Raw genomic sequence first — 22,847 nt, 5'->3', positions numbered from 1 at the left:
GACAGCGCACTCACTTGCGTGTCGCTCAGCGCCGCCACTTGCGTCGGTTCGAGTGCCGCAACCTGGGTGTCGGACAGCGCCGCCACTTGCGTCGGTTCCAGCGCCGCAACAGCGGTCGTGCTCAGCGAAGACACCGCGGCCGGGTCAATCGCAGCAACCTGGGTCGGCGACAGCGCACTCACTTGCGTGTCGCTCAGCGCCGCCACTTGCGTCGGCTCCAGCGCGGCGACGGCGGTCGTGCTCAGCGCGGCCACCACGTCGGCTCCTAGGGCCGTAATCGCCACAGCGGACAACTGTTCCACGTCTGTTGCTGTCATTGTCGAAGCAACGTCCGTCGTGATTAATCGAGCTGCTTCAATATCTTCTGCAGCCGCTACTTGCTCCGCTGAAAAGTTACCTTCAACGACAGCCAACGCTTCGGCTGACAGGACGCTTAGCGTCATTATTGAAAGCGACTGGACCTGACTGCTATCAAGAGAACTTAGCTGGGCAACGCTCAGTGCGGCGACTTGCGAGGCATCCAGCACTGCTACTGCCGTCGTGCTCAGCGATGATACCGCCACCGGGTCGATCGCCGCCACTTGGGTCGGTTCCAGCGCAGCGACCTGGGTGTCGGATAGTGCCGCCACTTGGGTTGGTTCTAGCGCAGCGACTTGGGCTTCGGAAAGCGCTGCAACGGCGGTCGTGCTCAGCGAAGACACCGCCGCCGGATCGATCGCGGCAACCTGGGTCGGCGACAGCGCGCTCACTTGCGTCTCGCTCAGCGCCGCCACTTGCGTCGGCTCCAGCGCGGCGACGGCGGTCGTGCTCAGCGAAGACACCGCCGCCGGATCGATCGCGGCAATCTGGGTCGGCGACAGCGCGCTCACTTGCGTCTCGCTCAACGCCGCCACTTGCGTCGGCTCCAGCGCCGCAACAGCGGTCGTGCTCAACGAAGACACCGCTGCCGAATCAATCGCGGCAACCTGGGTCGGCGACAGCGCGGTCACTTGCGCGCCAGTCAGAGCACCAACCTGCAGCGCGCTCATCGACGCTACTTGTGCGGGCGCCAGGAAAAGCACCACTGTCGGGTCCAGCGTGGAAATATCGCTAGCTGACAGGGTCGACATATCGGCACTGGCCGCAGCGCTCTCGGCTGCCTGCAGAACCGGCACGTCGCTAACAACCTGATTCAGCAGATCACCACCTACGGCGCCGTCCGCTGTCTGGAGGCCTTTTACAAATTCCACCAAAGCGCTGGAACTCAGCGAAGCGGTTCCGAGATCAAGCCCGGCGCTCAGTTGCTGCAGACTGTTCCGGACCCCGCCACCGGCATTGCTGTCCATGCCCGATAGCCCCGCCAGAACATTTCCCAGCGCGTTGCCGAGCGCGCTCTCGCTCGCAACCACCGGCATAATGGCGGAGATTGGTTGGTCACCCAAGCCGAAGGCCTGACTCACCGCGCGATTGGCGCTGTCGACGTCGGTTACGCTGACGTTGCCCAAGGTAACGGCGGCAGCGCCCTCATCGCCGCCGGTATCTTGCAGCAGGGCTTGCACGGCAAGTTCAGACAATGGGGTAATGCTGACGGTTGCGGTCGATGCGTTTGCATCAAGGACAACCATGGCCCGCAGATCGGCATTAAGATCGACCGCCTGGTTCGTGGCTTCGTCCAGATAGTCAGCACCAGTATCAGTATCGATGACCCGCAAGAGGATCGCCTGCCCGGCATATGCCTTCTCGATCGCCAAGCTGAATTGGCCATCCGCTCCAATCGTCGCCGGACCACCAATCATCTGCCCGCTTGCCGAGTAAGCGGAGACCTGTAGCTGATTGCCGCTCACAGCAAAACCCGCCGCAAAAGTCCCGCCGATCGTCATTTGTTCGGGGGAAGAACTTGAACCGGATGCGTTTCCACTACCCCCTCCGCCAGCGCTACTCAGCGCCGCCACCGAGCCGACGCCAACCAGGCCCCAGCCCAGGGCTTCCAGGAGCCCGATCCCGCCCGCAGGGGCGGCGGGCGGGATCGCCGCCCCTGCCCCGGTCGTCGTCTCCGAACCTGCGACGCTCAGCGGATTCCCCTGCGCCACGGCAGACGATCCATCCGACATCGTCGCACGGTATGCGTTGTCAGCGAGTAGGATGCCCCCCCCTTCATCCGCCGCCATCGTGCCGCCTGATGCGGCGGCGTCCGAAAGGGGGAGCATGTCATCAACCATCTCGTCGTCGGCGTCTTTCTTGCGCACCACCCACTTCGATTGGCTACGCTTGGCAACAGCCGCATTCGACAATTCCACCGCCGGTTGCACAATGCCCGCCACGCCATCGGCGGAAGTCTGTATCTCGCCCGGAAGTGAGCCTTGAACTGCAGCGACGGCGATTACATCCTGGAATTGAGCTTTGTTGTCTTTCATGTTGATTACCTCTTGATGGTGACTTTTGTGTGGTAATGCTTGCCTGAAGGCTGCATGCAATAAACTTGGGGGTTTAACTGAAATGCGATGTATTCATTCGCCAGAAAACGCAAAACGCATAGTCTCTCCTCCTGCGCTTGCCCCTTTAGCGCTCGGCAAGCGACTCCGATAGGGTTTTGGTAATGGGTTTAGTCAAGTAGGCCAGCACTGTTTGCATGCCTGTTGAAATCTCGACGGTCGCGGTCATACCCGGCTGAAGAGAGACGGGGTGCCCCCCACTCTTTTGATTGCGCAGAGCCATTGCCTTTTCATCGATGCGAATCTGCGCACGGTAAAAGACTTGATCGCCGGACTGGGTGCGTTCGCTCAAGGCATCGGGGCTGATATAGGACACTTCACCGTGCAATACCCCGTAAACACTGTAGTCGAAGGCATCCAGCTTGATCGCCGCAGGCAACCCCTGCCGCACAAAACCGATGTCCGCCGGCTTGAGCTTGGCTTCCACGACCAAGGCACTGTCTGTGGGAAGGAGTTCCATGACAACATCGCCCGGTCGAACTTTGGCGCCCGGCGTGGTGATCTGGATATTTTTGACAAGCCCGTCTGCAGGAGCAGTGATCTCCGTGCGCTCATAGATCGCCGAGCGCTCGGCCAAGGTCTGCTCCTGGGTGGCCAGGTCTTCTTCAGCCTTGGTCATTTCTGCCTGAGCATCCTGGAAATATTTGTTGCGGCGGTTGGTGATTTGCCCGTTAAGCTCTGCCAACTGTCGCTGCAACCGGATGATTTCGGTCTTGCCAATATCGCCGCTACCGAGCAGAGGCATACTTAGATCGAGTTCTTCCTTGACTAGGCGCACGTTGTCTCTAAGCGCATCAAGCTCAGCCTTCAGCGCTTTCTGGCGACGCTGGAACAACTCGGTCTGGTTCGCCACAAACGCGGGGTACGATCGGACGCTTTCCGGGAAAACCAGCGACCGGCCAAAAACTTCGGCTTGCAGTCGAACCAACGCGGCCTTGAGGGCTGCGACTTTGCCGAGACTGTCCTGATACGCTGCCTCGGCCTGGCTGCGATCAAGCCGCGCCAGAACCTGTCCCTTCCGGACGCGTTGCCCTTCTTGGACGAGCAAGGCCTCAATGACTCCGTCGTTGGCCGACTGGATAACCTGCGTGCGGGCACTAGCGATGACTTGGCCGGGAGCACGGGCAATTTGAGCAATATCCGAAATGGCCGCCCAGCCTGCCAACGCAGCGAGCAAGGCGGCAGCAAGCGCAATGAGCCCCTGACTTTGTCGAATGGTGGAAACGACGCGCATTACGCTCTATCCTTCATCGCCCTGGCTGCTGTCGGCACGACTACGCGCATGGCTTGTGCTTGTGCGGCTTGTGGAACACCCTGTCGCAGTCTCTCAAGGACAGCCTCGCGCGGGCCATCCAGCGATATCCCGGTGGCACCCAATACGATGAGCCGCGTGGCAAGCTTTATCAGGGCGGGCCTGTGCGTAACCATCACCATGGTTTGGTTTGGCTTGACGGCATTACGCAAAGCAACAAGGCTACGATGCTCCGTTACCTCGTCCATCGCTGATGTCGGTTCATCCAGCAACCAGATATCCGGTCTTGTCAAGAGGAGGCGCGTTAGAGCGATGAGTTGCTTCTGCCCCCCGGATACACCGCTGCCTCCTTCCGCGATGTCCAGATCCAGCCCTTTGGGATGGGCAGCAACCAGTGCGTCCAGGCCGGTGGTCCGACATGCCCGCAGAATTTCTTCTTCTTCAATGCCAGAAAGGCCTGCCATTAGATTGGCGCGGAGTGTTCCGGCCAACAGCCTGACTTCCTGCGGGCAATAGCCGAGATGCTCGCTGAGATGGGAGCGAGCGATCTGCTGAATATCGAGACCATCGAGCAATACGCGTCCGCTTCCTGGTGCATAGAGCCCTGCCAGGAGTTTCAGCAAGGTGCTTTTGCCTGAGCCAACCGGACCGAGTATGGCGACTTTTTCACCGGCCGCAATGTGTAAGTGCTTTACCGCAAGGGTTTCCGGGCGCCCCGTATAGGTGAAGTTCAGGCCAGTTACCAAATAGTCTCCGCGCAGACTCTCCGGGACCAGCGGACGGGCAACTGCATGGTTGTCGCACTTTAACGAGAAGACTTTCTCCAGATTGCCAAGTGCAGCCTTGGCATGCGCCCACTGAACAATGAGACCCGGCAACGAACCGACCGGCCCCAGTACTCGTCCGGAGAGAATGGAACAGGCGACCAACCCGCCAGTAGTTAGATCTGAACTTGTTGCAGCAACCCAAGCACCGGCAGCGACCAGCAGAATGTAGCTGGCTTGCTGCATGAAGCCGGCATAGTAGGTAGCCTGCTCGTTGTAGCGGCGAATCTTGGCATCGTCTTCGACCGAGTGACGGTTCAAGATGTCCCATTGGGTTAGCTGCTGCCAGCCAGCCCCCATCGCTTTTAACGATTCGGCGTTCTCGACGGTTTCGACCAGCAGGCCAAGTTTGCGACTGGATGCGGTAGTAGCGGATTCGGCATGACGTGCAATACGCCCCCGATAGAAGAGCCCAATCGTAAGTGCGATAACAAAGAAGATCGCGGGTATCGCAGCGACTTCAATACCAGCCAGCATCCAGATCACGCCCAGAAATAGTATTGCGAAGGGGGCGTCGACGGCCAGATAAAGGGTCGCTGATGAGGCAAATCCGCGTATTGTCTCGTAGCTTCGAAGTTGAGCCGACAATGTGCCGACACTTGCGGGGAACTGGTCCATGCGAATACCGAGCAAACGCAGGAATATCTTGTGTGAAAACTCCAGATCCATCCCCGTCACAGAGTATTCGAGGATATTGGAGCGGGCCATCTTGACGATGAGCTCAAGTACAACAGCCATCAGGACGCCTGAGGTAAGGACGATCAGAGTGGCAATCCCTTGCGTCGGGATAACGCGGTCGTACACTTGCATGCTGTAGAGGGAAGCAGCCAGCGCAAGCATATTGGCAAGAAGGGCCGCTAGCGCCGCCTGTACAAAAATTCCCTTGCGCGCCCACAGAGCGGCCTTGAACATGGCGAACGCGCTGCCGCTGTCTTCGCTCGGCTTTCTCGGAGCAACAATGGGCGCGTACAGACTGCCTTGAGGAAAGTGGGAGAGTTGCTGAGTCCCCGAGGGGCCCTCAATGAGCCAATGGCCTTCGGGGGTTCGGGCAAAGATCAAGCGGCATCCTACCCCGGGCAACAGGGCTAGCATCGGCAACACATCTCCTGCCGGCGCTTCGCGCCACTTGGGTGCCTCCAGCGCCAAGCGGCCAAAGAAAGCTTCAAGCGCATGCAGCAGCGGCTCGACTCCCTCGCCCTCTGCGCCGGATACTAGCGCATTCGGCGGGATGCTGCGCTGCAGCGTGTCAATTTCACGTCGAGAGGGCCGCGCTAGTTGCGGATGAAGGGCAACACAACGCTGCGCGAGCCAGCCTAAGTGAATGTTGGAATTTTCAGCGCTCACAATGCCGCTCCGTTCTGCCATGGAAATTCGCCTCTATACAGGCGCAAGCGGTGATGCGACGCCAGCCGCAGCGCCTCGACATCGGCGAGCGAACTCTCGTGCTGCATCAATTCCCGTGCAGCATTGAGCACATCCAGCCAACTGCGCTTGCCGGCTACAAAAAGGCGGTCGTAGGAGACCAGCACCTCGTATGCAGACCGTATCGTGGCTTGCAAGTCGTACTTGCGAGCGACACTTGACAAGTGATCCTCGTAATCCGCTGCAACCTTGGCGACCAGGTTTCGGCGCGCGGCCTCCAAGCTTGCTTGGAGGCTGTTCGCCTGAGCCTCGGCTGCACTAATCCCGGCACGGGCCGACAGACCAGCCCCCGGGGTGTAGCCCAGCACAAGCATGACGCGGCTGTCTTGTGCCGTGTCGCTGGAGCTCGACGCAACATTGCGTTGATATTCGCCGCGAATACTGATGGTGGGCCAAAGTGCCGCACGTTTCTGAGCCGCATCGTGGCGGGATGCTTCAATATCCGCCTCAAGTCGCCGCAGTGTCGTCGAGGAGACTACCGCCTGTTCTGCCAGCACCTCAAAGGCAGGCATGGCTCCGACCACACTGCTACCGTAGAACAGTTCGTCAGTTCGTAGCGTTCTGCCGGTCATTAAAGACAACTGGGTGAGGGCACTTCGCTCTGCCGCGCGTGCCGAGGTCAAATCCCCGTTGGCCTGAGATATCCGCGACTCGACCAGCCTCTGGTCTATCTCGGGAGAAACCCCGCTTTGGATGCGCTTACGAACGCTTTCTCCGTACGTCTCCAGCATAGCTATGCCACGAACCAGCGCATCGATACGCCCACGTGCTTGCAACCAGGACTGCCAGGCGTCCATTACGCGCAAGGCCAGGGAATACTGCGCCTCGGAGACAGCCACCCCGGCTGATCGCGTGCGGGCTTCAGCCGCATCAAACTCGGCATCAAGCCGCCCGCCGACCCAAAGCGGCTGCTGAACCGCTACTACCGAGATATTTCCATCCTTGTTCTGTTGCCGCATTTCGATCGATGGCGTGGGAAAATAGTTCCAACGAGCCGCATCCAGCGTGGCATTCGCGACATCCACCTCTGCGCGCTTGGCAACGACTTCGGGGTGCGCCCGAGTCGCAAGAGCCATCAGATCATCAGGACCAAGCCCCGGATGCGGGCGCCCGCCTAATCCCAACCCATCTGAAGTAGCCCGCAGCAACGCGATGCGCTGAAGCCGAGCCCCCCCCTGCGCTTTAGGCGAAGGCTGCGACTTCATTTCGCTTTCATCAGCTCGCCGTTCCGACTCCGGCATTGGTTGCGAACTGAGCGCAAACTCAAAACGTCCGCCCCGGGCGATCTCCCCTCCCTCTCCAGAAACCAGGCTTTGGGCGCATGCCGCACCACAAACACACCCCGCCAGCAGAAAGGTGGACACTTGGTACCAGATGCCGTGGACATGCATGGGAAATGTCACTCTGGAAGATGGGCCAAGCTTGGGTGTTGTGCGAATCACGAGAGAACCTAACTCCATGCCAATTGATGGGCTAAATCTTGGCCCAATTGATGCCGCCCCGATATCCACCATCGGACACATGTCCATCGGCACAACTCAACGGCAGGGGCTATCAAGCCCCCTGGCTGCGCCGCGAAATTATCGAGAGGCACGCCTGTCAAAAAAGGGCCTAACTGACTTGCAGTCACTCCAAAATTAATCTGCGGCGATGGACCAGGAGTTCGCAGTTCTCGGCATCTGCTACTGATGCCAGATGCCAAAACGGCCTCAAAGAACGAGCCCTGAATCGCCCCGGGTTTTGAGGAGGCTCCCTTCTTTGAGAAGATGGAGCCATGATGAAGAAATCAACGAAGTTTTCGCCCGAGGTTCGGGAACGTGCTGTGCGGATGGTGTTCGAGTCGCGCGGCGACCACGGATCGCAATGGGCGGCCATTGAATCGATTGCCCCGAAGATCGGTTGCAGCACGCAGACGCTGTGCAATTGGGTGAGGCAGTACGAGCGGAATACCGGGCAGCGTGACGGGACGACCACCGCGGAAGCGGAGCGGCTCAAGCAACTGGAGCGCGAGAACCGCGAACTGAAGAAGGCCAATGAGATACTGCGGCTGGCGAGCGCGTTTTTCGCCCAGGCGGAGCTCGACCGCCGCTTCAAATCGTGAGGTTGTTCATCGACGAGCACCGGGAACGTTTCGGGGTCGAGCCGATCTGCCAGCAGTTGCAGGTTGCCCCGTCCGCGTATCGGCGCCATGCCGCCCGACAGCGGAATCCCGAATTGCGTTGCGCTCGTGCCCAGCGCGATGAAATGCTGGTCAGCGAGATCGAACGCGTCTGGCAGGTCAATCTCAGGTCTATGGCGCCGACAAGGTCTGGCGGCAACTCAACCGGGAGGGCATTGCGGTCGCCCGTTGTACGGTTGAACGTCTCATGCGCCAGCAAGGATTGCGCGGTGCCATGCGCGGCAAACCCGTGAAGACGACACGCCCGGACCCGGCGGCGCCGTGCCCGCTGGATCGTGTCAATCGGCAATTTTCGGCGACTCGTCCGAATCAGTTGTGGGTCGCGGACTTCACCTACGTTTCGACCTGGCAGGGCTTTGTCTATGTTGCGTTTGTCGTCGACGTCTATGCCCGATACATCGTCGGCTGGCGCGTCAGCCGGCCGTCGAGCTGGCAACGCTCGAATGGGTCTCTTGGTTTAATCATCATCGATTGCTTGAGCCCATCGGATATATTCCTCCGGCCGAAGCCGAGGCAAACTTCTACCGCCGTCAAACCGAGCAGGCCGTTACCGCCTGACTCAAACCAAATGGCCTCCGCGATTCCCGGGGCGATTCAGTTAATTTTTATTTCTTCATTTTCCCCGAGCGCAAGTGGAGATTTTGCACTGGTTGAAACTGATTTTCGATTGCACTCAATCTTCTAATCGATTTTTCCCATGCCTTTTCGCTTTGCTCTTGCACAAGGTATCCAACAGTTCGGCCAATAGCATAACCGACGACGACAAACAGCATTACCTCAACACTCAAAGTAGCCTCCAGTTATCTCATAGTAGCTTGCCAGCAACCAGGATTCAGACTTTCAGAATTCATAGAAAATCCAAAATCAATACAACTGCACGGGCGCCGACACGCAACAATCAAGGGATTTAACAAGTCATTTAGCCCGCACCAGCTCACAACGGCTAAAAACACAAATTACGATACGAATTAATTGCAGAAAACCAGGACAATATTGAAGATATGATCGCAATATTTTTATTCTTTTATACCACCCCGCAATTATCCATATTTCAACTCAAGGCCAAACCCCGCCTTATGGCACCTGTAAAACGACACATTGAATCATCTCGGCTTTTGAGATTGATCACTTCTTTGAGGAAACGGCCCATTGAGTCGCCCCGGAACCAGTAGACGCTCCGAACCCTTAAACTTAGGCAGAAAGAGTATTCATGAGCAGCATGCGTTATCCGGAAGAATTCAAAATCGAAGCAGTCAAGCAGGCCACTGAACGGGACCGCGCGGTGGCCGATGTCGCCAATCGCATAGGCATCTCGTAACCCTGCCTTTACGAATGGCTAAAGCGCTACAGCCTGCCCGAAGGTGAGCGACTCGAACTGCAAGGTCAGTCGACCGAGATACGGCGCCTCAAGGCCGATCTGAAGCGCGTCACCGAGGAGCGCGACATCCTAAAAAAAGCAGCAGCGTACTTTTGTCAGGGGGTGTCAGAATTTCTGTGTGTGAGGCGTGAGTAGACTTTTCCACGGTGACGGGTGCCGAAGGTCTGTTCAGACCGTAGGCGCCCGGCGCGGTGGGAAAGTCGGTGGTCATTTTATCCGCGGGCTGCTTCATAGCGTTCGGCGTAGAGAATGGCAAATTGGTTCATGGCGTCCTTCCAGTCCTTGGCCGCTCGCCCCCAGTCTGCGGTGATATTGCGCAAGGCCAGCCAGATCAGCTTTGTGGCGGCATCGTCGCTCGGGAAATGGCCGCGCGTATTAATGATCTTGCGTAGCCGGGCATTGATGCTTTCGATGGCGTTGGTCGTGTAGATCACCCGGCGGATTGCCGGCGGGAAGGCGAAGAAGGGAATGACCCGGTCCCAGGCCCGCCGCCACGGTCGGGAATTTCTCGCCCCACGGGCCCTGTGCGAAGGCCTCGAGTTCGGCCATGGCCGCTTCGGCACTGGGTGCCGTGTAAATCGGCTTGATCGCTGCAGCCAGCGCCTTGCGATCCTTCCAACTGGCGTAATCGAGGCTGTTGCGGATCAGGCGCACGATGCAGGTTTGCAGGGTGGAAGCGGGAAAGACGGCGGCCAGCGCTTCCGGCATTCCCTTCAAGCCATCGGTGACGGCGATCAGGATGTCGGTCACGCCGCGGGTCTTCAAATCGTTGAAGACCTTCATCCAGAATTTGGCGCCTTCGGTGTTCTCGGTCCACAGCCCGAGAATGTCACGCGTGCCGTCCGGCAGCACGCCCAGGGGCCAGATAGATGGCCCTGTTGCGAACCACAGCGTCCTCGCGAATCTTGACCCGCAGGGCGTCGAAGAAGACGACCGGATACACCGGCTCCAGCGGCCGCGCTTGCCAGGCGGTGACCTCGGCCATCACCGCATCGGTGACCGAACTGATGAATTCCGGTGACACCTCGGTGCCGTACTGCTCGGCCAGAAATCCCTGAATTTCGCGCACCGTCATGCCGCGGGCGTACATGGCGACAATCTTGTCGTCGAAGCCGGTGAAACGCCGCTCATGCTTGGGAATGAGCAACGGTTCGAAGCTGCCCTGACGGTCGCGCGGGACGTCGATCCGGAGGGGGCCGTCTTCGGTCAGCACGGTCTTGCCTGTCGCGCCGTTACGGTGGTTGCCGACCTCGCCGGGTTTCTCGGCGCCGGGCGGGTACCCCAGGTGATGGCTGAGTTCGGCACCCTGCGCACGCTCTATCAGCGCTTTCCTGAAGGCCATCGAAGCGGCATTCACTGCCTCGGCGCTCATCGGGCCGCTGACAAACTGGTCAATGAGTTCCTTCGGAATCTTGGGCAGCGCCGCTGCCGGTTTTTCTTGCTCGTCTTGCTTGGCATACATGCTCCTTGGCGACATGTTATGCCTCACACACAAATTTCTGACAGGCTCTAATCCGGATTATCAACACGAGAGATTTCCGCTTGCCTTCCACCCCACCGCCTCCGCACCCATTCAACGCCAAACTATCGCATCCAGCACCAGAGATGCTTGACAGAAGCACTTCGGTTCCTAAACTTCATATTCACTGCAGAAAAACAAGGCAAAGAATTTAAATCAGACAACCTCTTAATTTTAAAAACAACCCATTTACTCGAATCGTAATTATAATCAACAACAGCGAAGCCAATAAAAAATATACAACAATAGAATTTATCGCGATAAAACCATGCACACCAAAGACAACAGAGCAATTTTAGCATGCCGCGACAAACACCAAATAGCACTCACTTTGGCTAAAAATAGAGCATCGATCAACAATCGCCCCCCTCTCTACTTGGAATTACACATCAACAGTCGAGCGACTGAAGCATTAGTATTTTCCTAGCCATCTCGAGATCTTTGTCAGTAAGTCGCTTCATCATATGCAACACCACCAACAACTGCAATACTGGGGGCATTAATCGCCCGTTTTCATATCGACACCCAGCACTTTGGCTAACGCAAAATCGCCCCCAAAATTTCGCCTGTGTTTCCCATTTTTTGTAACGGTATTCAAGCAACTCACTAGACAATAAGCTTATATTTTTCAAATTTCTAACCAATTAAATTCCTCACGAACCAATTTAATTCATCAATTTACACCATGGTGATATTTTTGGTGGATTTTAGAAGCAGGCACAAGATGGCAAACGACAAGCGCACTTCTACATCTAGTTTTAAATCCACATTTCCGGCATTTCGTTTCGCAGCCACTGTCTGTTGTCGCTAATATGGGCCTGGCTGGCAGATAAGAAGTCTGCCAGCCGTATCAGCAGACACAGCGGGCAGCATTGACCAATATGCAACCACAGGAGCAATCAAACAAACCCCATCCTGACAGCAACAACCACTTTCGCATCACCAGGGGAAACTTGAACCGCCCGCCACCCTTCATATAGCGCCCGCCCAGCTGCGTCCCGCATCATCCGCTGAAGATCTCGCAGATCAGTTGCCTGCTCAACCAGTACAGCCAGCGCCTCATCAGCAAACGTCAGCCCGTATTTCTCGTATTGGCCACTGAGCCCTCGCGCAATCCCCAGGCATTCTTCCTTGCTTGGCGGCCGCACCGGAACCACCCGAAGGCGTGACATCAGTGCCGGCGGGATCAAGCCCAGATCATTGGCAGTAGCCATGAAGATGACACCGCCGGTATCCATCCGGATTTCCAGGGCTTCATCCCGGAACCGTTTCGCGCTTTCTTCCTCGAGCAACTCGAGTAGCACCGGCGTCACTGGTGATTGATAGTTGTCGGAGACCTTGTCAACTTCGTCGAGCAAGACGACCGGCGCGGCATCCTCACCCTGACTCATCAGTTCTGCGATCAATCCAGGACGGCTATTGCCCCAGGCACGGCTTGTCCCGGTCAGTGCAAACCCAGCCGAGGTGGTCGCGAGGGCAATACTCTCGAAATACACATTGAGGGCAGCAGCGACCTCACGAGCAAATCGTGTTTTGCCAATCCCGGGAGCACCAGACAAGAGGATGGGGGTCACCCGAAACTCCGCGGGTGGCGCCGAGAGAGCAAGCGCCAACTCGCTGAGCAGAACCTCAATGACAGACTGGAAATTGGGCATCTTATCGGCCAACGCGAGCAGACGACTCTTCAACTCCGGAATCTTGATCTCCGGCATTTTGCGACGCCCAGTCTCATGCTCGGCATGATTGAGATGCATGGCATAACGCCGGGCGACATCCTTGTCCTCGCTGACCAAGCCCTTCTTTGCCGCGGCAATTTCCTCGGGATCAAACACCTGACGATACTGTGGCGTCGGTTCAAAGCATGCTGCTTGGGCTTCGATTTCCTCCCACAGATCCGCCTCAGGGCGTTCGGGTGACAAGTCGAACAAGTCCTCCTCGGCCGTTTCATCGATTTCCCTCAGGATGCTGGCCAGATCACATGGAACGAGGAGCTTGCTCCCCAGAGCACGCCAAGTCGGACCGCCGTCAGAACCCAAGCGGACATACCCAGGCGGCAACGGTTCATGGAAAGGATTCATCATGCAGCCTCCTTGACCTGGAATGGCAAGCGCTTGAGATGCTTGTGGGGCGTCCCGAATCCCTCGTTTGCCGGTGCGTGCTGATTGAGCAGATCACCATGCGAAGAGACGCGGTCGGCGGTATTGACCAGAAAAGCTTCCCGACTCATCGGTACCCGACACCCCGTCCACTCTGGGGCGCCACTGACGGCTGAGAGCGCATGCACCAAAGCTTCGTAGTGGGGCTTCGAGAGCTTCTTCTTCATCCGGTCGTGGGCGACCGCGATCCACTCAAGCAGCGTTGTTCGGTGGCCGATCAGCGTACCCCGGGGACTCATGCTCGCGTATCCGGTGTGTTGATCGAATTCGTATTCATCCGCTTTGCCAGCATCGTGAAGCAGTGCTGCCGTAATCATCAGCGACGGCGCCGCCACCGGCAGTTCCACCTGCATCCCAATGGCCAGTTCTGCCACTTCGACGGCATGGCGGAAATTTCCGTGGGGACCGCGGTGATGCCCACCCAGCGAACCGGGACCTTTCAGGAAGCGTCCCAAACGCCCTCGATTCCAAAATACGTGATTGAGCAAGAGGTGATGCGTGTCGCTCAGGCGTTGAGCTAATGCGCGGGCTCGGCGCATGATTTCTTCACTCCCAGCGTAGTACGAAGGAATGGTGTCGAACAGCTGGTAACTTGCCTCGGCTTCCTGCAGGATCACCAGCCGATCGATACGTAGACTGCCGTCGATGCTGACCATGCGCTTGGGCCAGCGAATCTTGACCAGTGCGCCAGGAATCAACTGGTTGTCGTACTGTGGATAGCAGGCATGCACATTGATTTGGTGCTTGGCGTGATACAGGGAAACTAACACCTGATATTGATTCTTGCCAGGAAGCAAGCGTTGCCGGACGCGCAGCACGCGGAATACGGCCGGCAGGTTGTCACGGAAGGTGTCGGCATTGAGCATCAGCGTGCTTTGATTCTGATTAGCCATGAGCCACCTCCGCTACACCAAACTGAAGCGAGCCGCCGATACACTGTGCCAGCAGCCGCTCGAATGCGGAACCGTCGCGGCGGGTCAGGTTTGGGACATATCGGCTGTACACCCGGAACAACATCTCTGTTGTTGTATGGCCCAGCTGCCGGGCAATCCACTCCGGCGCTTCGCCACTGGCGAGCCATAGCGTGGCGGCGGTATGGCGACACTGATAAGGTCGTCGTTCAGCCAACCCCAAATGGCGCAATAGTGGGTACCAAACCCGGCGGGTTACATTCTTGTGCGCCAAGGGCGTACCTTGACGGTTGCAGAACACATATTCTGACAGTTCGCCGGTCGCCTTGTGTTGCTCCTTCAGCGCATCGAAGACTAGTTGGTTCATCTGGATGTCGCGCTGGCTGCCATCCGTCTTGGTGTATTCATCCTCACCGTTCACGATGGTTTCACGAACCATGATCAAGCGCTTCTCGAAATCGACGTACTTCCATTTCAGGCCATCGATCTCCCCGGTCCGCATTCCCGTGAAGAAGCGCGTCGTGAAATAGCCGCGAAAATCAATCCGCACCGTCTCGAGGATCAACTTAACCTCTTCAAGGGTGAAAGGATGGACGTCGGTACGCTTGACCTTAAGTTGTTTGATGTTGTCGAACGGCGTGCGAAAATCGAAGCGGTCGGCCGCTTCATTGAGGATCTGTCTAAGCGGGTTCATCATCTTGTTGATCCTTGCCGTTGAGCGTTGTCTCTGATTCCGCGCGGTCACTTTCCCGAGTTTGGCGCGGTATGCAAGCACTTCTGCCTTGGAGATCTGGCCGACCTCCTTATCTCCGAATTCCGGCATCAGTGTGGTGTTAAGTTCTCGTCGAATCGCCGCTTTGTGCGAATTTCGCCACTCAACCTCTTTCTCCGAAAACCAGACTTCGGCAAAGTCTTTGAACAGAGGGGTCGTCGGCTCTGTTGGCGGGAGCACAACTTCTTCCTGCACCCTGGATTCGGGTGGCGCTCCGCGAGTAAATCGCTGAGCTAGTTTGCTGTTGGGGAAGTAGCGTTCATAAGAAAACGTCCCGACGGAAATTTCTTCTTGGATCCGCTCCAGTAGCTTTTGCAAGCGCTTACGATTGGCAACGGTATCAGGCAGTGCTGTTTGCTCCCGGCAACGAACTCCCTGATATCGGAAGTCAAAGAAAAGCATCCCGTTGTCTTTTCTTCCTCGAATACTAGCCATGGCAGAAACCTCCATTTGCCATTGGAATAGCAATCGACTCATCGGAACTGCGAACCATGTCTGACTCAATCCGTTCCCAGACATACAGGATTTTCCGACCTCCAAATGGGCGGATGTAATGAACCCCCTCAATCAGAACGCTATCCTTCAAACAGTCACGGATTGTTCTAGGGTCGTACTTGATGCGCTCAGACAATTCGGCCGTGGTGAGGTAAGTTAGTGACATCAGAATCTCCTTTGATTAAAATCACTCAGAAGGACAAAAATTAATTTGGAAAGTTAATTTGTTATCCTGAGTGACATTATAGCCGTCAAAAAGACGCTGTCAATGACTTTTTGTCATCCTGAATGACTTTTTTGGAGAATACCAATGATTCGTTGCCACCTATCCAGACTGATGGGCGAACGGAAAATGAAAATTGCCGATGTGGCACGAGAAACAGGCTTACATCGCAACACGATTACCTTGCTCTACAACGAGACAGCAACACGCATCGAGTTGGATGCAATTGACCGCCTATGCGGCCTTTTCAATTGCGGGGTCGCAGAGTTACTCGAGTTCACATCGGAAAGTCAGGCGGCCTAAAATCAGGCACGGAGAGCACTCGTCATTTACTTGCCGGCCGATTTTCTCCACCTCGCAGGTGGGCACAAAGCGGGCACAAAGCGGGCACAGAATGGGCACAAACAAAAACGGCTTGGACCACAAATAGTCCAAGCCGTTGATTTATTTGGCCCGCCCGGCGCGATTCGAACGCACGACCCCTGCCTTCGGAGGGCAGTACTCTATCCAGCTGAGCTACGGGCGGAAAGGGCGCAATTGTACTCCGAGCAGGCCGGCGGCGTCCATGGCGTTGCCGGCTCAGTCGAAGAATGTCCGCGCCGCTTCGTAGCGCTGTGCGAAATAGCGGTTGTCCATCTGCTCGATGCGGACCTTGCCGTTGGTCGAGGGCGCATGCACGAAGCGGTCGTCGCCGATGTAGATGCCGACATGCGAGAACGGCCGGTTCATCGTGTTGAAGAAGACCAGGTCGCCGGGGCGCAGCGCCTCGCGCTCGACCGGCCGGCCACGGCGGGCGATGTCGGCGGCGCTGCCCTGAATCCGCAGGCCGGCGGCACGGTCGAAGATGTAGCTGACCATGCCGCTGCAGTCGAGGCCGGCTTCCGGGTTCTTGCCGCCGAAGCGGTAGCCGGTGTCGATCAGCGACATCGCGTAGAGCACCACCTCGACCGCCTGTCCGCTGACCGCCCGCGGTGCCTGGGTTATAGTTCCCGGGCCGGTCGGCGCACGCGGCGCCGGGCTGCCGCAGGCAGCGAGCAGCAGTGCGCAGCACAACAGGGAAAGCGGCAGGACCCGGGCGATCATCTAAGGTATTTTCTTGAAAGTGCCTACAACTTAGCGTTTCTACAGGATATTTCAAGTCATGAATTTGCAGAACCCGGGATTGTTACGGTCGACCAACCTGATCGACGGAAAATGGGTCGGCGCCGACAGCGGCGCCACGCTGACCGTCGTTGACCCGGCCAGCGGCGAACGCATCGCCGAAGTGCCGCGCTGCGGCGCCGCCGAAACCCGGCGCGCGATTGCCGCCGCCGATGCCGCCCTGCCGGCCTGGCGGGCGCTCACCGCCCGCCAGCGCGGCCAGCTGCTGCTCGCCTGGCAGCGCCTGATCCTCGACCACGCCGACGATCTCGCCGCGCTGATCACTGCCGAGGGCGGCAAGCCACTGAGCGAAGCGCGGGGCGAGGCGACCTACGGCGCCTCCTTCGTCGAATGGTTCGCCGAGGAGGGCAAACGCACCTACGGCGAGAGCATTCCCAGCCCGAACCCGGCCACCCGCCTGCTGGTGGTCAAGCAGCCGGTCGGCGTCTGTGCCGCGATCACCCCGTGGAACTTCCCGCTGGCAATGATCACGCGCAAGGTCGCGCCGGCGCTTGCCGCCGGCTGCACGGTCGTCGTCAAGCCGGCCGAGGCAACCCCGCTGACCGCCCTGGCGCTGGCCGCGCTGGCCGAGCAGGCGGGCTTTCCGGCCGGCGTGCTGAACGTCGTCACCGGCGACCCGGTCGCCATCGGCGGCGAGCTGTGCGCCAGCCCGATCGTCAAAAAGCTGTCGTTCACCGGGTCGACCGCAGTCGGCCGCAAGCTGATGGCGCAGTGCGCGCCGACCATCAAGAAGCTGTCGCTCGAACTCGGCGGCAACGCCCCCTTCATCGTCTTCGACGACGCCGACGTCGATGCCGCCGTCGAAGGCGCGCTCGTCGCCAAATACCGCAACACCGGCCAGACCTGCGTCTGCGCCAATCGTTTCCTGGTCCAGGCCGGCATCTACGAGGACTTCGCCAGCCGCTTCGCGGCCCGTGCCGCCGAACTCAAGGTCGGCGCCGGCAGCGAGCCCGGCGTCGCCCAGGGGCCGCTGATCAACGCCGCCGGACTGGCCAAGGTCGAAGCCCACGTCGCCGACGCGCTCGCCAAGGGCGCCCGCGTGCTCTGCGGCGGCGCCCGCCACGCGCGCGGCGGCAACTTCTACCAGCCGACGGTGCTGGCCGACGTCACCCGCGACATGCAGGTCGCCCGCGAGGAGACCTTCGGGCCGCTGGCGCCGCTGTTCCGCTTCGAGCGCGAGGAAGAGGCGGTGGCGATGGCCAACGACACCGAGTTCGGCCTCGCCGCCTATTTCTACAGTCGCGACATCGGCCGCGCCTGGCGCGTCGGCGAAGCGCTCGAGTACGGCATGGTTGGCATCAACACCGGCCTGATCTCGAACGAGGTGGCGCCCTTCGGCGGCATCAAGCAGTCCGGCGTCGGCCGCGAAGGCTCGAAGTACGGGATCGAGGAATACCTCGAAGTCAAATACCTCTGCTTCGCGGTCGGCTGATGCAGTTCGTCCTGCTCGCCGCCGCCCTGCTCGGACTCTGGCTGGCCTGGCGCCAATGGCAACAGGCCGGGCGGGCCCGCTTCATCGAGGACTTCCCGCTGCAGGAACGCCTCGACCGGCGCCTCGCGGCGCGCCGGCCGGAACTCGATGCGCAGCAGCGGGCCGAGGTATTCGCTGCCTTGCGCGACTATTTCCTGATCTGCAATGCCGCGGGACGGCGCCTGGTGGCGATGCCCTCGCAAGCGGTGGACGACGCCTGGCACGAGTTCATCCTGTTTACCCGCGACTACCAGCGTTTCTGTGCCCGGGCCTTTGGCCGCTTCCTGCACCATACGCCGGTCGAGGCGATGGCCTCGCCGACCCAGGCCAGCCAGGGCCTGCGCCGGGCCTGGCGGCTGGCGTGCGCGCACGAGGGCATCGACCCGCGGACGCCGACGCGACTGCCCCGCCTGTTCGCCCTCGACGCCGCCCTTGGCATCGCCGGCGGCTTCGTCTATCGACTCGACTGCCTGGCCGCCGGGAGCAGCAGCAACGGCGGTTATTGCGCCAGCCATATCGGCTGCAGCAGCGGCTGTGCCGGCAGCTCCGGCAGTGACGGCGACAGCGGCGGCGATGGTGGCGGCTGTGGCGGCGGCGGCGACTGACGCTGACGGTCAACCGAGTTTTTTGAGCAATTCCGCTTTCTTGGCGTCGAACTCGGCCTGCGTCAGCACTCCCTTGCCGACCAGGGCATGCAGCTTTTCCAGCGTCGCCGCGACCTCGTCGACCGCCTCGGCTGCGACCGGCAGCGCCGCGCCGACCGCCTGGCCGAACATCTGGCCGACGCCGAGACCGGCGCCCAGCGCCGCCAGCCCGCCTTCGTTGCGGGCCGCATCGGGAATGCTGCTGGCGACCTGATAGCGGGTGTAAGACGCAAGATCGCCGACGATGCCCATGGCGATGCGCTGGTCGAGCGCCTTCTGCAGTTCGTCGGGCAGCGAGACGTTTTCGACGACCAGGCCGTCGAGGGCCAGCCCGAGCTCGGCGAAGGCGACCGCCAGCCGCGCCTGCAAGGCCTGCGCCAGGGCCGCCTGGTTGCCGGCGAGATCGAGGAAAGGCAAGCTCGAGCCGGCGAAGACGTCGGCCAGACCGGCAACCAGCGTGCTGCGCAACTGGCCCTCGAGCTGCTCACGATCGTAGCGCTCGCTGCTGCCGCACACCTGGGTGAAGAAACGCGCCGGATCGGCGACATGGTAGGCATAGGTGCCGTAGGCGCGCAGGCGGACGGCGCCGAACTCGCGGTCGCGCAGGCTGAGCGGCGTCGCCGTGCCCCAGGTGCGGTCGAGCTGGCGCCGGGTCGAGAAGAAATGGACGTCGCTCTTGAACGGCGAGGCGAACAGCTTGTCCCAGTGGCGCAGATTGGTGAGCAGCGGCAGTGTCGCCGTTTCCAGGCGGTAGCGGCCGGGGCCGAAACAGTCGGCGATCCGCCCCTGGTCGATGAACAGCGCTGCCTGCGCCGGACGCACGGTGAGGCTGGCGCCGTGCTGGATCTCGTTGTCGGCAACCGGGTAGCGCCAGGCCAGCGTGCCGTCGTCGGGCTCGAGCCACTCCAGGACATCGATGAACTGCTTCTTGATGAAACCGGTCAGGGACATGGCACGCTCCAGGATGACGGGAAATTCAGGGATGACGGGCGCGGAACCAGGCCACGAACTCGTCGAGCGGCATCGGCGCCGCGTAAAGATACCCCTGGGCCGCGGCGCAGCCAAGTTCGAGCAACTGCTCGCGCTGGCGCAGGTCCTCGACGCCCTCGGCCAGCGGCAGCATGCCGAGGTCGCGGGCCAGGTCGACGATGGTGCTGACGATGCGCAGGCTGTCGATCGAATCGAGCATGCCGACGATGAACGAGCGGTCGATCTTGATCTCGTTGATCGGCAGGCTGACCAGGTAGCTGAGCGACGAGTAGCCGGTCCCGAAATCATCGAGCGCCAACCGGCAACCGAGCGCGCGCAACCGCCGCATGATGGCCAGCCCCTGCTCGCGGTCGGCCATCAGCGCCGACTCGGTGAGCTCGAGGGTGAACCGCGACCCCGGCAGCTGCCAGGTTTCCAGGCACTGGCCCAGCAGCTCCGGCAGTTCCTCGTCGACCATGTCGGCAACCGTCAGGTTGCAGGCCAGACCGATGCCGATGCCGGCCGCATCGAGCTCGGCAGCGGTGCGCATGGCGGCGCGCAGGAGCCAGTCGGTGTACGTGGTGCGCCAGCCGTTTTCCTCGATCAGCTCGATGATCGCCGGCGGATCCATCCAGGCGCCATCGCTGCCGCGCCAGCGCAGCAGCAGCTCGGCACCGATGCAGCGGCCGCTGGCCAGGTCGACCTGCGGCTGCAGGTACAGGGCCAGGGCTTCCTGCTGCAAGGCCTCGCGCAGGCTCTCGACCTGGTGGTAACGCTGCTGCCAGTCGGCGCCCAGGCGCGGATCGAACCAGGCAAAGCCCTGGCGCCGGCTGGCGGCGTCCCAGCGTGCCAGGCGCGCGGCATGCAGCGCGCCCTCGGCGTCGAGCGCATGCTCGGGCAGCATCGCCGCACCGACGGTGGCCTGCATCATGATCTTGCCGCCGCCGAACAGCACCACCGGCGCTTCGAAAATCTTGCCGATGTGGCTGGCAGCCAGCGCCGGCTGCGACATCGCGTGCACATCGGGGAGGATGACCAGCCATTCGCCTTCGCGGCCGGCGAAGACGCGGTCGTCGGGACGCAGGCGCTGGGCGATGTGCGCGGCGAGCATCGCCGGCAGGCGTTGCAGGTCGCTGGCGGCGATGTAGGCGAAGGAATCGCGGTTGATCACCGAGACCGAAAGCAGGCCGACCTGGCGGTCGACCGTCAGCAGTTCGCGCAGGCAGCGCAGCGCGGCCAGTTCGCCGGGCAGGCCGGCGGCCTCCTGCTGGGCTTCCTCGCCGAGTTCGAGGGCGCAACTGACCGCCGCCAGCACGGCCCGGCGCAGGCAGGAAAACAGCGCCAGGACGACGCGGCCGACGCTGTCGCGGTCGCCGATCAGTTCCTGTTCGCAGCGAACGACGGCGGCGAAGAACAGGCGCAGGATCTCGACCACCGCGTAACCGCGGCTGGCCAGGCCGTGCCAGCCGCGCACCCAGTGCTGCTGCCAGGCCGGATCGGCCAGGGCAAGCGGCAATTCCTCGGTCAACTCGAGAAAATCGAGCAAAACCGGATCGTTGGCGACCTGCGGCCGGATCTCGCGCAGCGCCATGCCCCAGATGTCGCTCAGGCTGCGCAGCGAAACCAGTTCCTCGTCGCCGAGGCCGAAGGCGGCAAAGTCGATGAAAGAAGCATCCCGTCTAGCCGAGGTAGTAGTCATGTGCCGACAGTCCGTAAGCGTCGCCGGGCAGCGCGCGGGCAATCCGCACCGCCGCGCAATCGGGATCGCGCAAATCGAATACCCGGTAGCTGCGTACCGGCGCCTTGTCCGCGTCGAGCATCAGCAGCACGCGCGGACGCGAGCGCTGGACGCGGTTCTGCTGGATGACGACGCCGACCTCACCGCTGTCGAACTCGACCAGCGTGCCGATCGGATAGAGGCCGACGCACTGGACGAACTGCTCCATCAGCACCGGGTTGAACTGCTTGTTGCGCAGGGCGAACAGCTCCTCGAGCGCCTGCTGGTGGCCGATCGCGTTGCGGTAGGGCTTGTTGCGCAGCATCGCGCAGAACGAATCGACGAGGCCGGCGATCTCGGCGGCCAGGCCGATCTGCTCGCAGCGCAGGCCCTGCGGATAGCCGCTGCCATCCCAGCGTTCGTGGTGGCGGGAAACGATCTGCAGCACTTCCGGCGGCAGGTGCGCCTGGCGCATCAGGATCTCCAGCGAGCTGGCGACGTGCGAACGCACCAGGTACTGCTCGTCGGCGTCGAGCGGCTCGGCCTTGGCCAGCAGTTCGGCCGGCACCTGGGTCTTGCCGACATCCTGGAGCAGGCCGGCCACGCCGAGTTCGAGCAGGCGCTGGCCGCGCCAGCCGATATGCCCGCCGAGCAGCAGCGCATGCACGGAAACATCCATGGCATGGTCGAAGCTGTACTGGTCCATGCTCTTCAGGCGGAGCAGCCACATCACCGCATCCGGGTTGCGCTGCAGGCTGCCGGCGACGTCGCGCACGCCCTCGCGGACGTTGCCGAAATCGAAATGGAGCTCGGCGCTGACGTGCTGCAGCGTCTGCTGCAGTGCCCGCTGCAGGCCGTCGTAGCGCGGCTCGATGTAGGCCAGCTCACGGCTGAGCGCCTGCACGTGGGCGTCGCCAACCTGGCCGTGGAGGAAGTCGAGGAAGCGCCGCCGGCGCTTCTGGCGCTCGACCTGCTCCGCCGAGAACACCGGCGGCCGGCGCCCGAGCGGGCTCTCCGGCGCGCTGGCGAAAGCCGGCGGCAGCGCCCGCAAGGGCCGGTCGAGTCGTGCCTTCGGCGCCGCGTAGTGCTCGTTCAGCGAGCGCGAGCGGTCGATCTCGACGAAGCGGCACTTGCGCTGGAAGATTTCGACCTGCTCCGGCGTGCTGACGAGAAATCCCTGCAGGGCGAAGGAAAACTCCGTCCACGGGCAGTCCGGCTCGACGATGAACATGCCGATCTTGAGTTCGGCAACCGGGATGATTTCCATGACAGCTCAGTTCAGG

13 protein-coding genes, 1 tRNA gene, 6 pseudogenes and 1 other annotated feature are annotated in these 22,847 nt (G+C 60.5%); of the genes and pseudogenes, 5 read left to right on the top strand and 15 right to left on the bottom strand.

Annotated features, from left to right (window positions below):
* The 5 genes and pseudogenes from DFR40_RS00910 to DFR40_RS00895 all read right to left on the bottom strand — a co-directional run.
* A pseudogene (locus DFR40_RS00910) lies at window positions 1-2,393 on the bottom strand (hypothetical protein); the annotation flags it as partial.
* A gap of 145 nt (window positions 2,394-2,538) precedes the next feature.
* Window positions 2,539-3,705, bottom strand: a complete 1,167-nt coding sequence (locus tag DFR40_RS00905) for a beta-barrel domain-containing protein (protein WP_121456604.1) — start codon at window positions 3,703-3,705, stop codon at window positions 2,539-2,541.
* Window positions 3,705-4,403 (bottom strand): annotated as a pseudogene (locus DFR40_RS17545) (ATP-binding cassette domain-containing protein); the annotation flags it as partial. The pseudogene DFR40_RS17545 and the gene DFR40_RS00905, both read right to left, overlap by 1 nt.
* A 219-nt stretch (window positions 4,404-4,622) precedes the next feature.
* Window positions 4,623-5,459 (bottom strand): annotated as a pseudogene (locus tag DFR40_RS17540) (ABC transporter transmembrane domain-containing protein); the annotation flags it as partial.
* 428 nt (window positions 5,460-5,887) lie between these two features.
* Window positions 5,888-7,360, bottom strand: coding sequence for a TolC family protein (locus DFR40_RS00895; protein ID WP_170160121.1), 1,473 nt, complete (start codon window positions 7,358-7,360; stop codon window positions 5,888-5,890).
* A gap of 386 nt (window positions 7,361-7,746) precedes the next feature.
* Here DFR40_RS00895 and DFR40_RS00890 point away from each other — a divergent pair.
* Both DFR40_RS00890 and DFR40_RS17290 read left to right on the top strand, forming a co-directional pair.
* Window positions 7,747-8,706, top strand: a pseudogene (locus DFR40_RS00890) (IS3 family transposase).
* Window positions 8,025-8,141, top strand: a sequence feature (AL1L pseudoknot). Its footprint overlaps the pseudogene before it by 117 nt.
* Window positions 8,707-9,358: 652 nt before the next feature.
* Window positions 9,359-9,631: pseudogene (locus tag DFR40_RS17290) on the top strand (transposase); the annotation flags it as partial.
* Window positions 9,632-9,738: 107 nt separating this feature from the next.
* Here the strand turns inward: DFR40_RS17290 and DFR40_RS00880 are convergent.
* The 5 genes and pseudogenes from DFR40_RS00880 to DFR40_RS00865 form a co-directional block, all read right to left on the bottom strand.
* Window positions 9,739-10,988 (bottom strand): annotated as a pseudogene (locus tag DFR40_RS00880) (IS256 family transposase).
* Between the two features lie 446 nt (window positions 10,989-11,434).
* Complete coding sequence (locus DFR40_RS17535) at window positions 11,435-11,647, bottom strand: XRE family transcriptional regulator (protein ID WP_425453922.1); 213 nt, start codon at window positions 11,645-11,647, stop codon at window positions 11,435-11,437.
* A gap of 297 nt (window positions 11,648-11,944) precedes the next feature.
* Window positions 11,945-13,126 (bottom strand): AAA family ATPase, encoded by a 1,182-nt coding sequence (locus DFR40_RS00875; RefSeq protein WP_121456600.1) that lies wholly within the window; start codon window positions 13,124-13,126, stop codon window positions 11,945-11,947.
* Complete coding sequence (locus DFR40_RS00870; protein WP_121456599.1) at window positions 13,123-14,094, bottom strand: HD domain-containing protein; 972 nt, start codon at window positions 14,092-14,094, stop codon at window positions 13,123-13,125. Before DFR40_RS00870 ends, DFR40_RS00875 begins: the two co-directional genes overlap by 4 nt.
* A complete protein-coding gene (locus DFR40_RS00865; RefSeq protein ID WP_245985558.1) occupies window positions 14,087-15,361 on the bottom strand; it encodes an Arm DNA-binding domain-containing protein in 1,275 nt (424 codons plus the stop codon). Before DFR40_RS00865 ends, DFR40_RS00870 begins: the two co-directional genes overlap by 8 nt.
* Window positions 15,362-15,689: 328 nt before the next feature.
* On the opposite strand from DFR40_RS00865, the gene DFR40_RS00855 reads away from it, so the two are divergent.
* Window positions 15,690-15,905, top strand: a complete 216-nt coding sequence (locus DFR40_RS00855) for a helix-turn-helix domain-containing protein (protein WP_121456596.1) — start codon at window positions 15,690-15,692, stop codon at window positions 15,903-15,905.
* 146 nt (window positions 15,906-16,051) lie between these two features.
* Here the strand turns inward: DFR40_RS00855 and DFR40_RS00850 are convergent.
* Window positions 16,052-16,128: transfer RNA gene (locus DFR40_RS00850), tRNA-Arg, on the bottom strand.
* Between the two features lie 53 nt (window positions 16,129-16,181).
* Window positions 16,182-16,685 (bottom strand): C40 family peptidase, encoded by a 504-nt coding sequence (locus tag DFR40_RS00845; protein WP_121456595.1) that lies wholly within the window; start codon window positions 16,683-16,685, stop codon window positions 16,182-16,184.
* 58 nt (window positions 16,686-16,743) lie between these two features.
* On the opposite strand from DFR40_RS00845, the gene DFR40_RS00840 reads away from it, so the two are divergent.
* Complete coding sequence (locus tag DFR40_RS00840; RefSeq protein ID WP_121456594.1) at window positions 16,744-18,195, top strand: NAD-dependent succinate-semialdehyde dehydrogenase; 1,452 nt, start codon at window positions 16,744-16,746, stop codon at window positions 18,193-18,195.
* Window positions 18,195-18,839: a glycine-rich domain-containing protein gene (locus DFR40_RS00835; RefSeq protein WP_121456593.1), complete on the top strand. Its 645-nt coding sequence runs from the start codon at window positions 18,195-18,197 to the stop codon at window positions 18,837-18,839. Before DFR40_RS00840 ends, DFR40_RS00835 begins: the two co-directional genes overlap by 1 nt.
* A gap of 9 nt (window positions 18,840-18,848) precedes the next feature.
* Here the strand turns inward: DFR40_RS00835 and DFR40_RS00830 are convergent, their stop codons facing one another.
* From DFR40_RS00830 to DFR40_RS00820, 3 genes are read right to left on the bottom strand one after another with little or no spacing between them, the layout of a single operon-like run.
* Complete coding sequence (locus DFR40_RS00830; protein WP_121456592.1) at window positions 18,849-19,829, bottom strand: SPFH domain-containing protein; 981 nt, start codon at window positions 19,827-19,829, stop codon at window positions 18,849-18,851.
* 25 nt (window positions 19,830-19,854) lie between these two features.
* A complete protein-coding gene (locus tag DFR40_RS00825; RefSeq protein WP_121456591.1) occupies window positions 19,855-21,546 on the bottom strand; it encodes an EAL domain-containing protein in 1,692 nt (563 codons plus the stop codon).
* On the bottom strand, window positions 21,527-22,831 hold the full coding sequence (locus tag DFR40_RS00820) for a cyclic di-GMP phosphodiesterase (RefSeq protein WP_121456590.1): 1,305 nt from the start codon (window positions 22,829-22,831) through the stop codon (window positions 21,527-21,529). The genes DFR40_RS00825 and DFR40_RS00820 overlap by 20 nt, the downstream gene beginning before the upstream one ends.
* Window positions 22,832-22,847 lie beyond the last annotated feature (16 nt).

Source organism: Azonexus fungiphilus, from assembly GCF_003634965.1.
GTDB lineage: Bacteria > Pseudomonadota > Gammaproteobacteria > Burkholderiales > Rhodocyclaceae > Azonexus > Azonexus fungiphilus.
Note: the sequence above shows the minus strand (reverse complement) of the source record. Positions and strands in the feature narration are given on the sequence as shown.

Bases quoted from the DNA above. Each gene is read 5' to 3' on its own strand.
- DFR40_RS00840 (WP_121456594.1), top strand. From the start codon at position 16,744: ATGAATTTGCAGAACCCGGGATTGTTACGGTCGACCAACCTGATCGAC.
- DFR40_RS00905 (WP_121456604.1), bottom strand. From the start codon at position 3,705: ATGCGCGTCGTTTCCACCATTCGACAAAGTCAGGGGCTCATTGCGCTT.
- DFR40_RS00845 (WP_121456595.1), bottom strand. From the start codon at position 16,685: ATGATCGCCCGGGTCCTGCCGCTTTCCCTGTTGTGCTGCGCACTGCTG.
- DFR40_RS00820 (WP_121456590.1), bottom strand. From the start codon at position 22,831: ATGGAAATCATCCCGGTTGCCGAACTCAAGATCGGCATGTTCATCGTC.
- DFR40_RS00835 (WP_121456593.1), top strand. From the start codon at position 18,195: ATGCAGTTCGTCCTGCTCGCCGCCGCCCTGCTCGGACTCTGGCTGGCC.
- DFR40_RS00830 (WP_121456592.1), bottom strand. From the start codon at position 19,829: ATGTCCCTGACCGGTTTCATCAAGAAGCAGTTCATCGATGTCCTGGAG.
- DFR40_RS00855 (WP_121456596.1), top strand. From the start codon at position 15,690: ATGATTCGTTGCCACCTATCCAGACTGATGGGCGAACGGAAAATGAAA.
- DFR40_RS00865 (WP_245985558.1), bottom strand. From the start codon at position 15,361: ATGAGTCGATTGCTATTCCAATGGCAAATGGAGGTTTCTGCCATGGCT.
- DFR40_RS00895 (WP_170160121.1), bottom strand. From the start codon at position 7,360: ATGCATGTCCACGGCATCTGGTACCAAGTGTCCACCTTTCTGCTGGCG.
- DFR40_RS00875 (WP_121456600.1), bottom strand. From the start codon at position 13,126: ATGATGAATCCTTTCCATGAACCGTTGCCGCCTGGGTATGTCCGCTTG.
- DFR40_RS00825 (WP_121456591.1), bottom strand. From the start codon at position 21,546: ATGACTACTACCTCGGCTAGACGGGATGCTTCTTTCATCGACTTTGCC.
- DFR40_RS00870 (WP_121456599.1), bottom strand. From the start codon at position 14,094: ATGGCTAATCAGAATCAAAGCACGCTGATGCTCAATGCCGACACCTTC.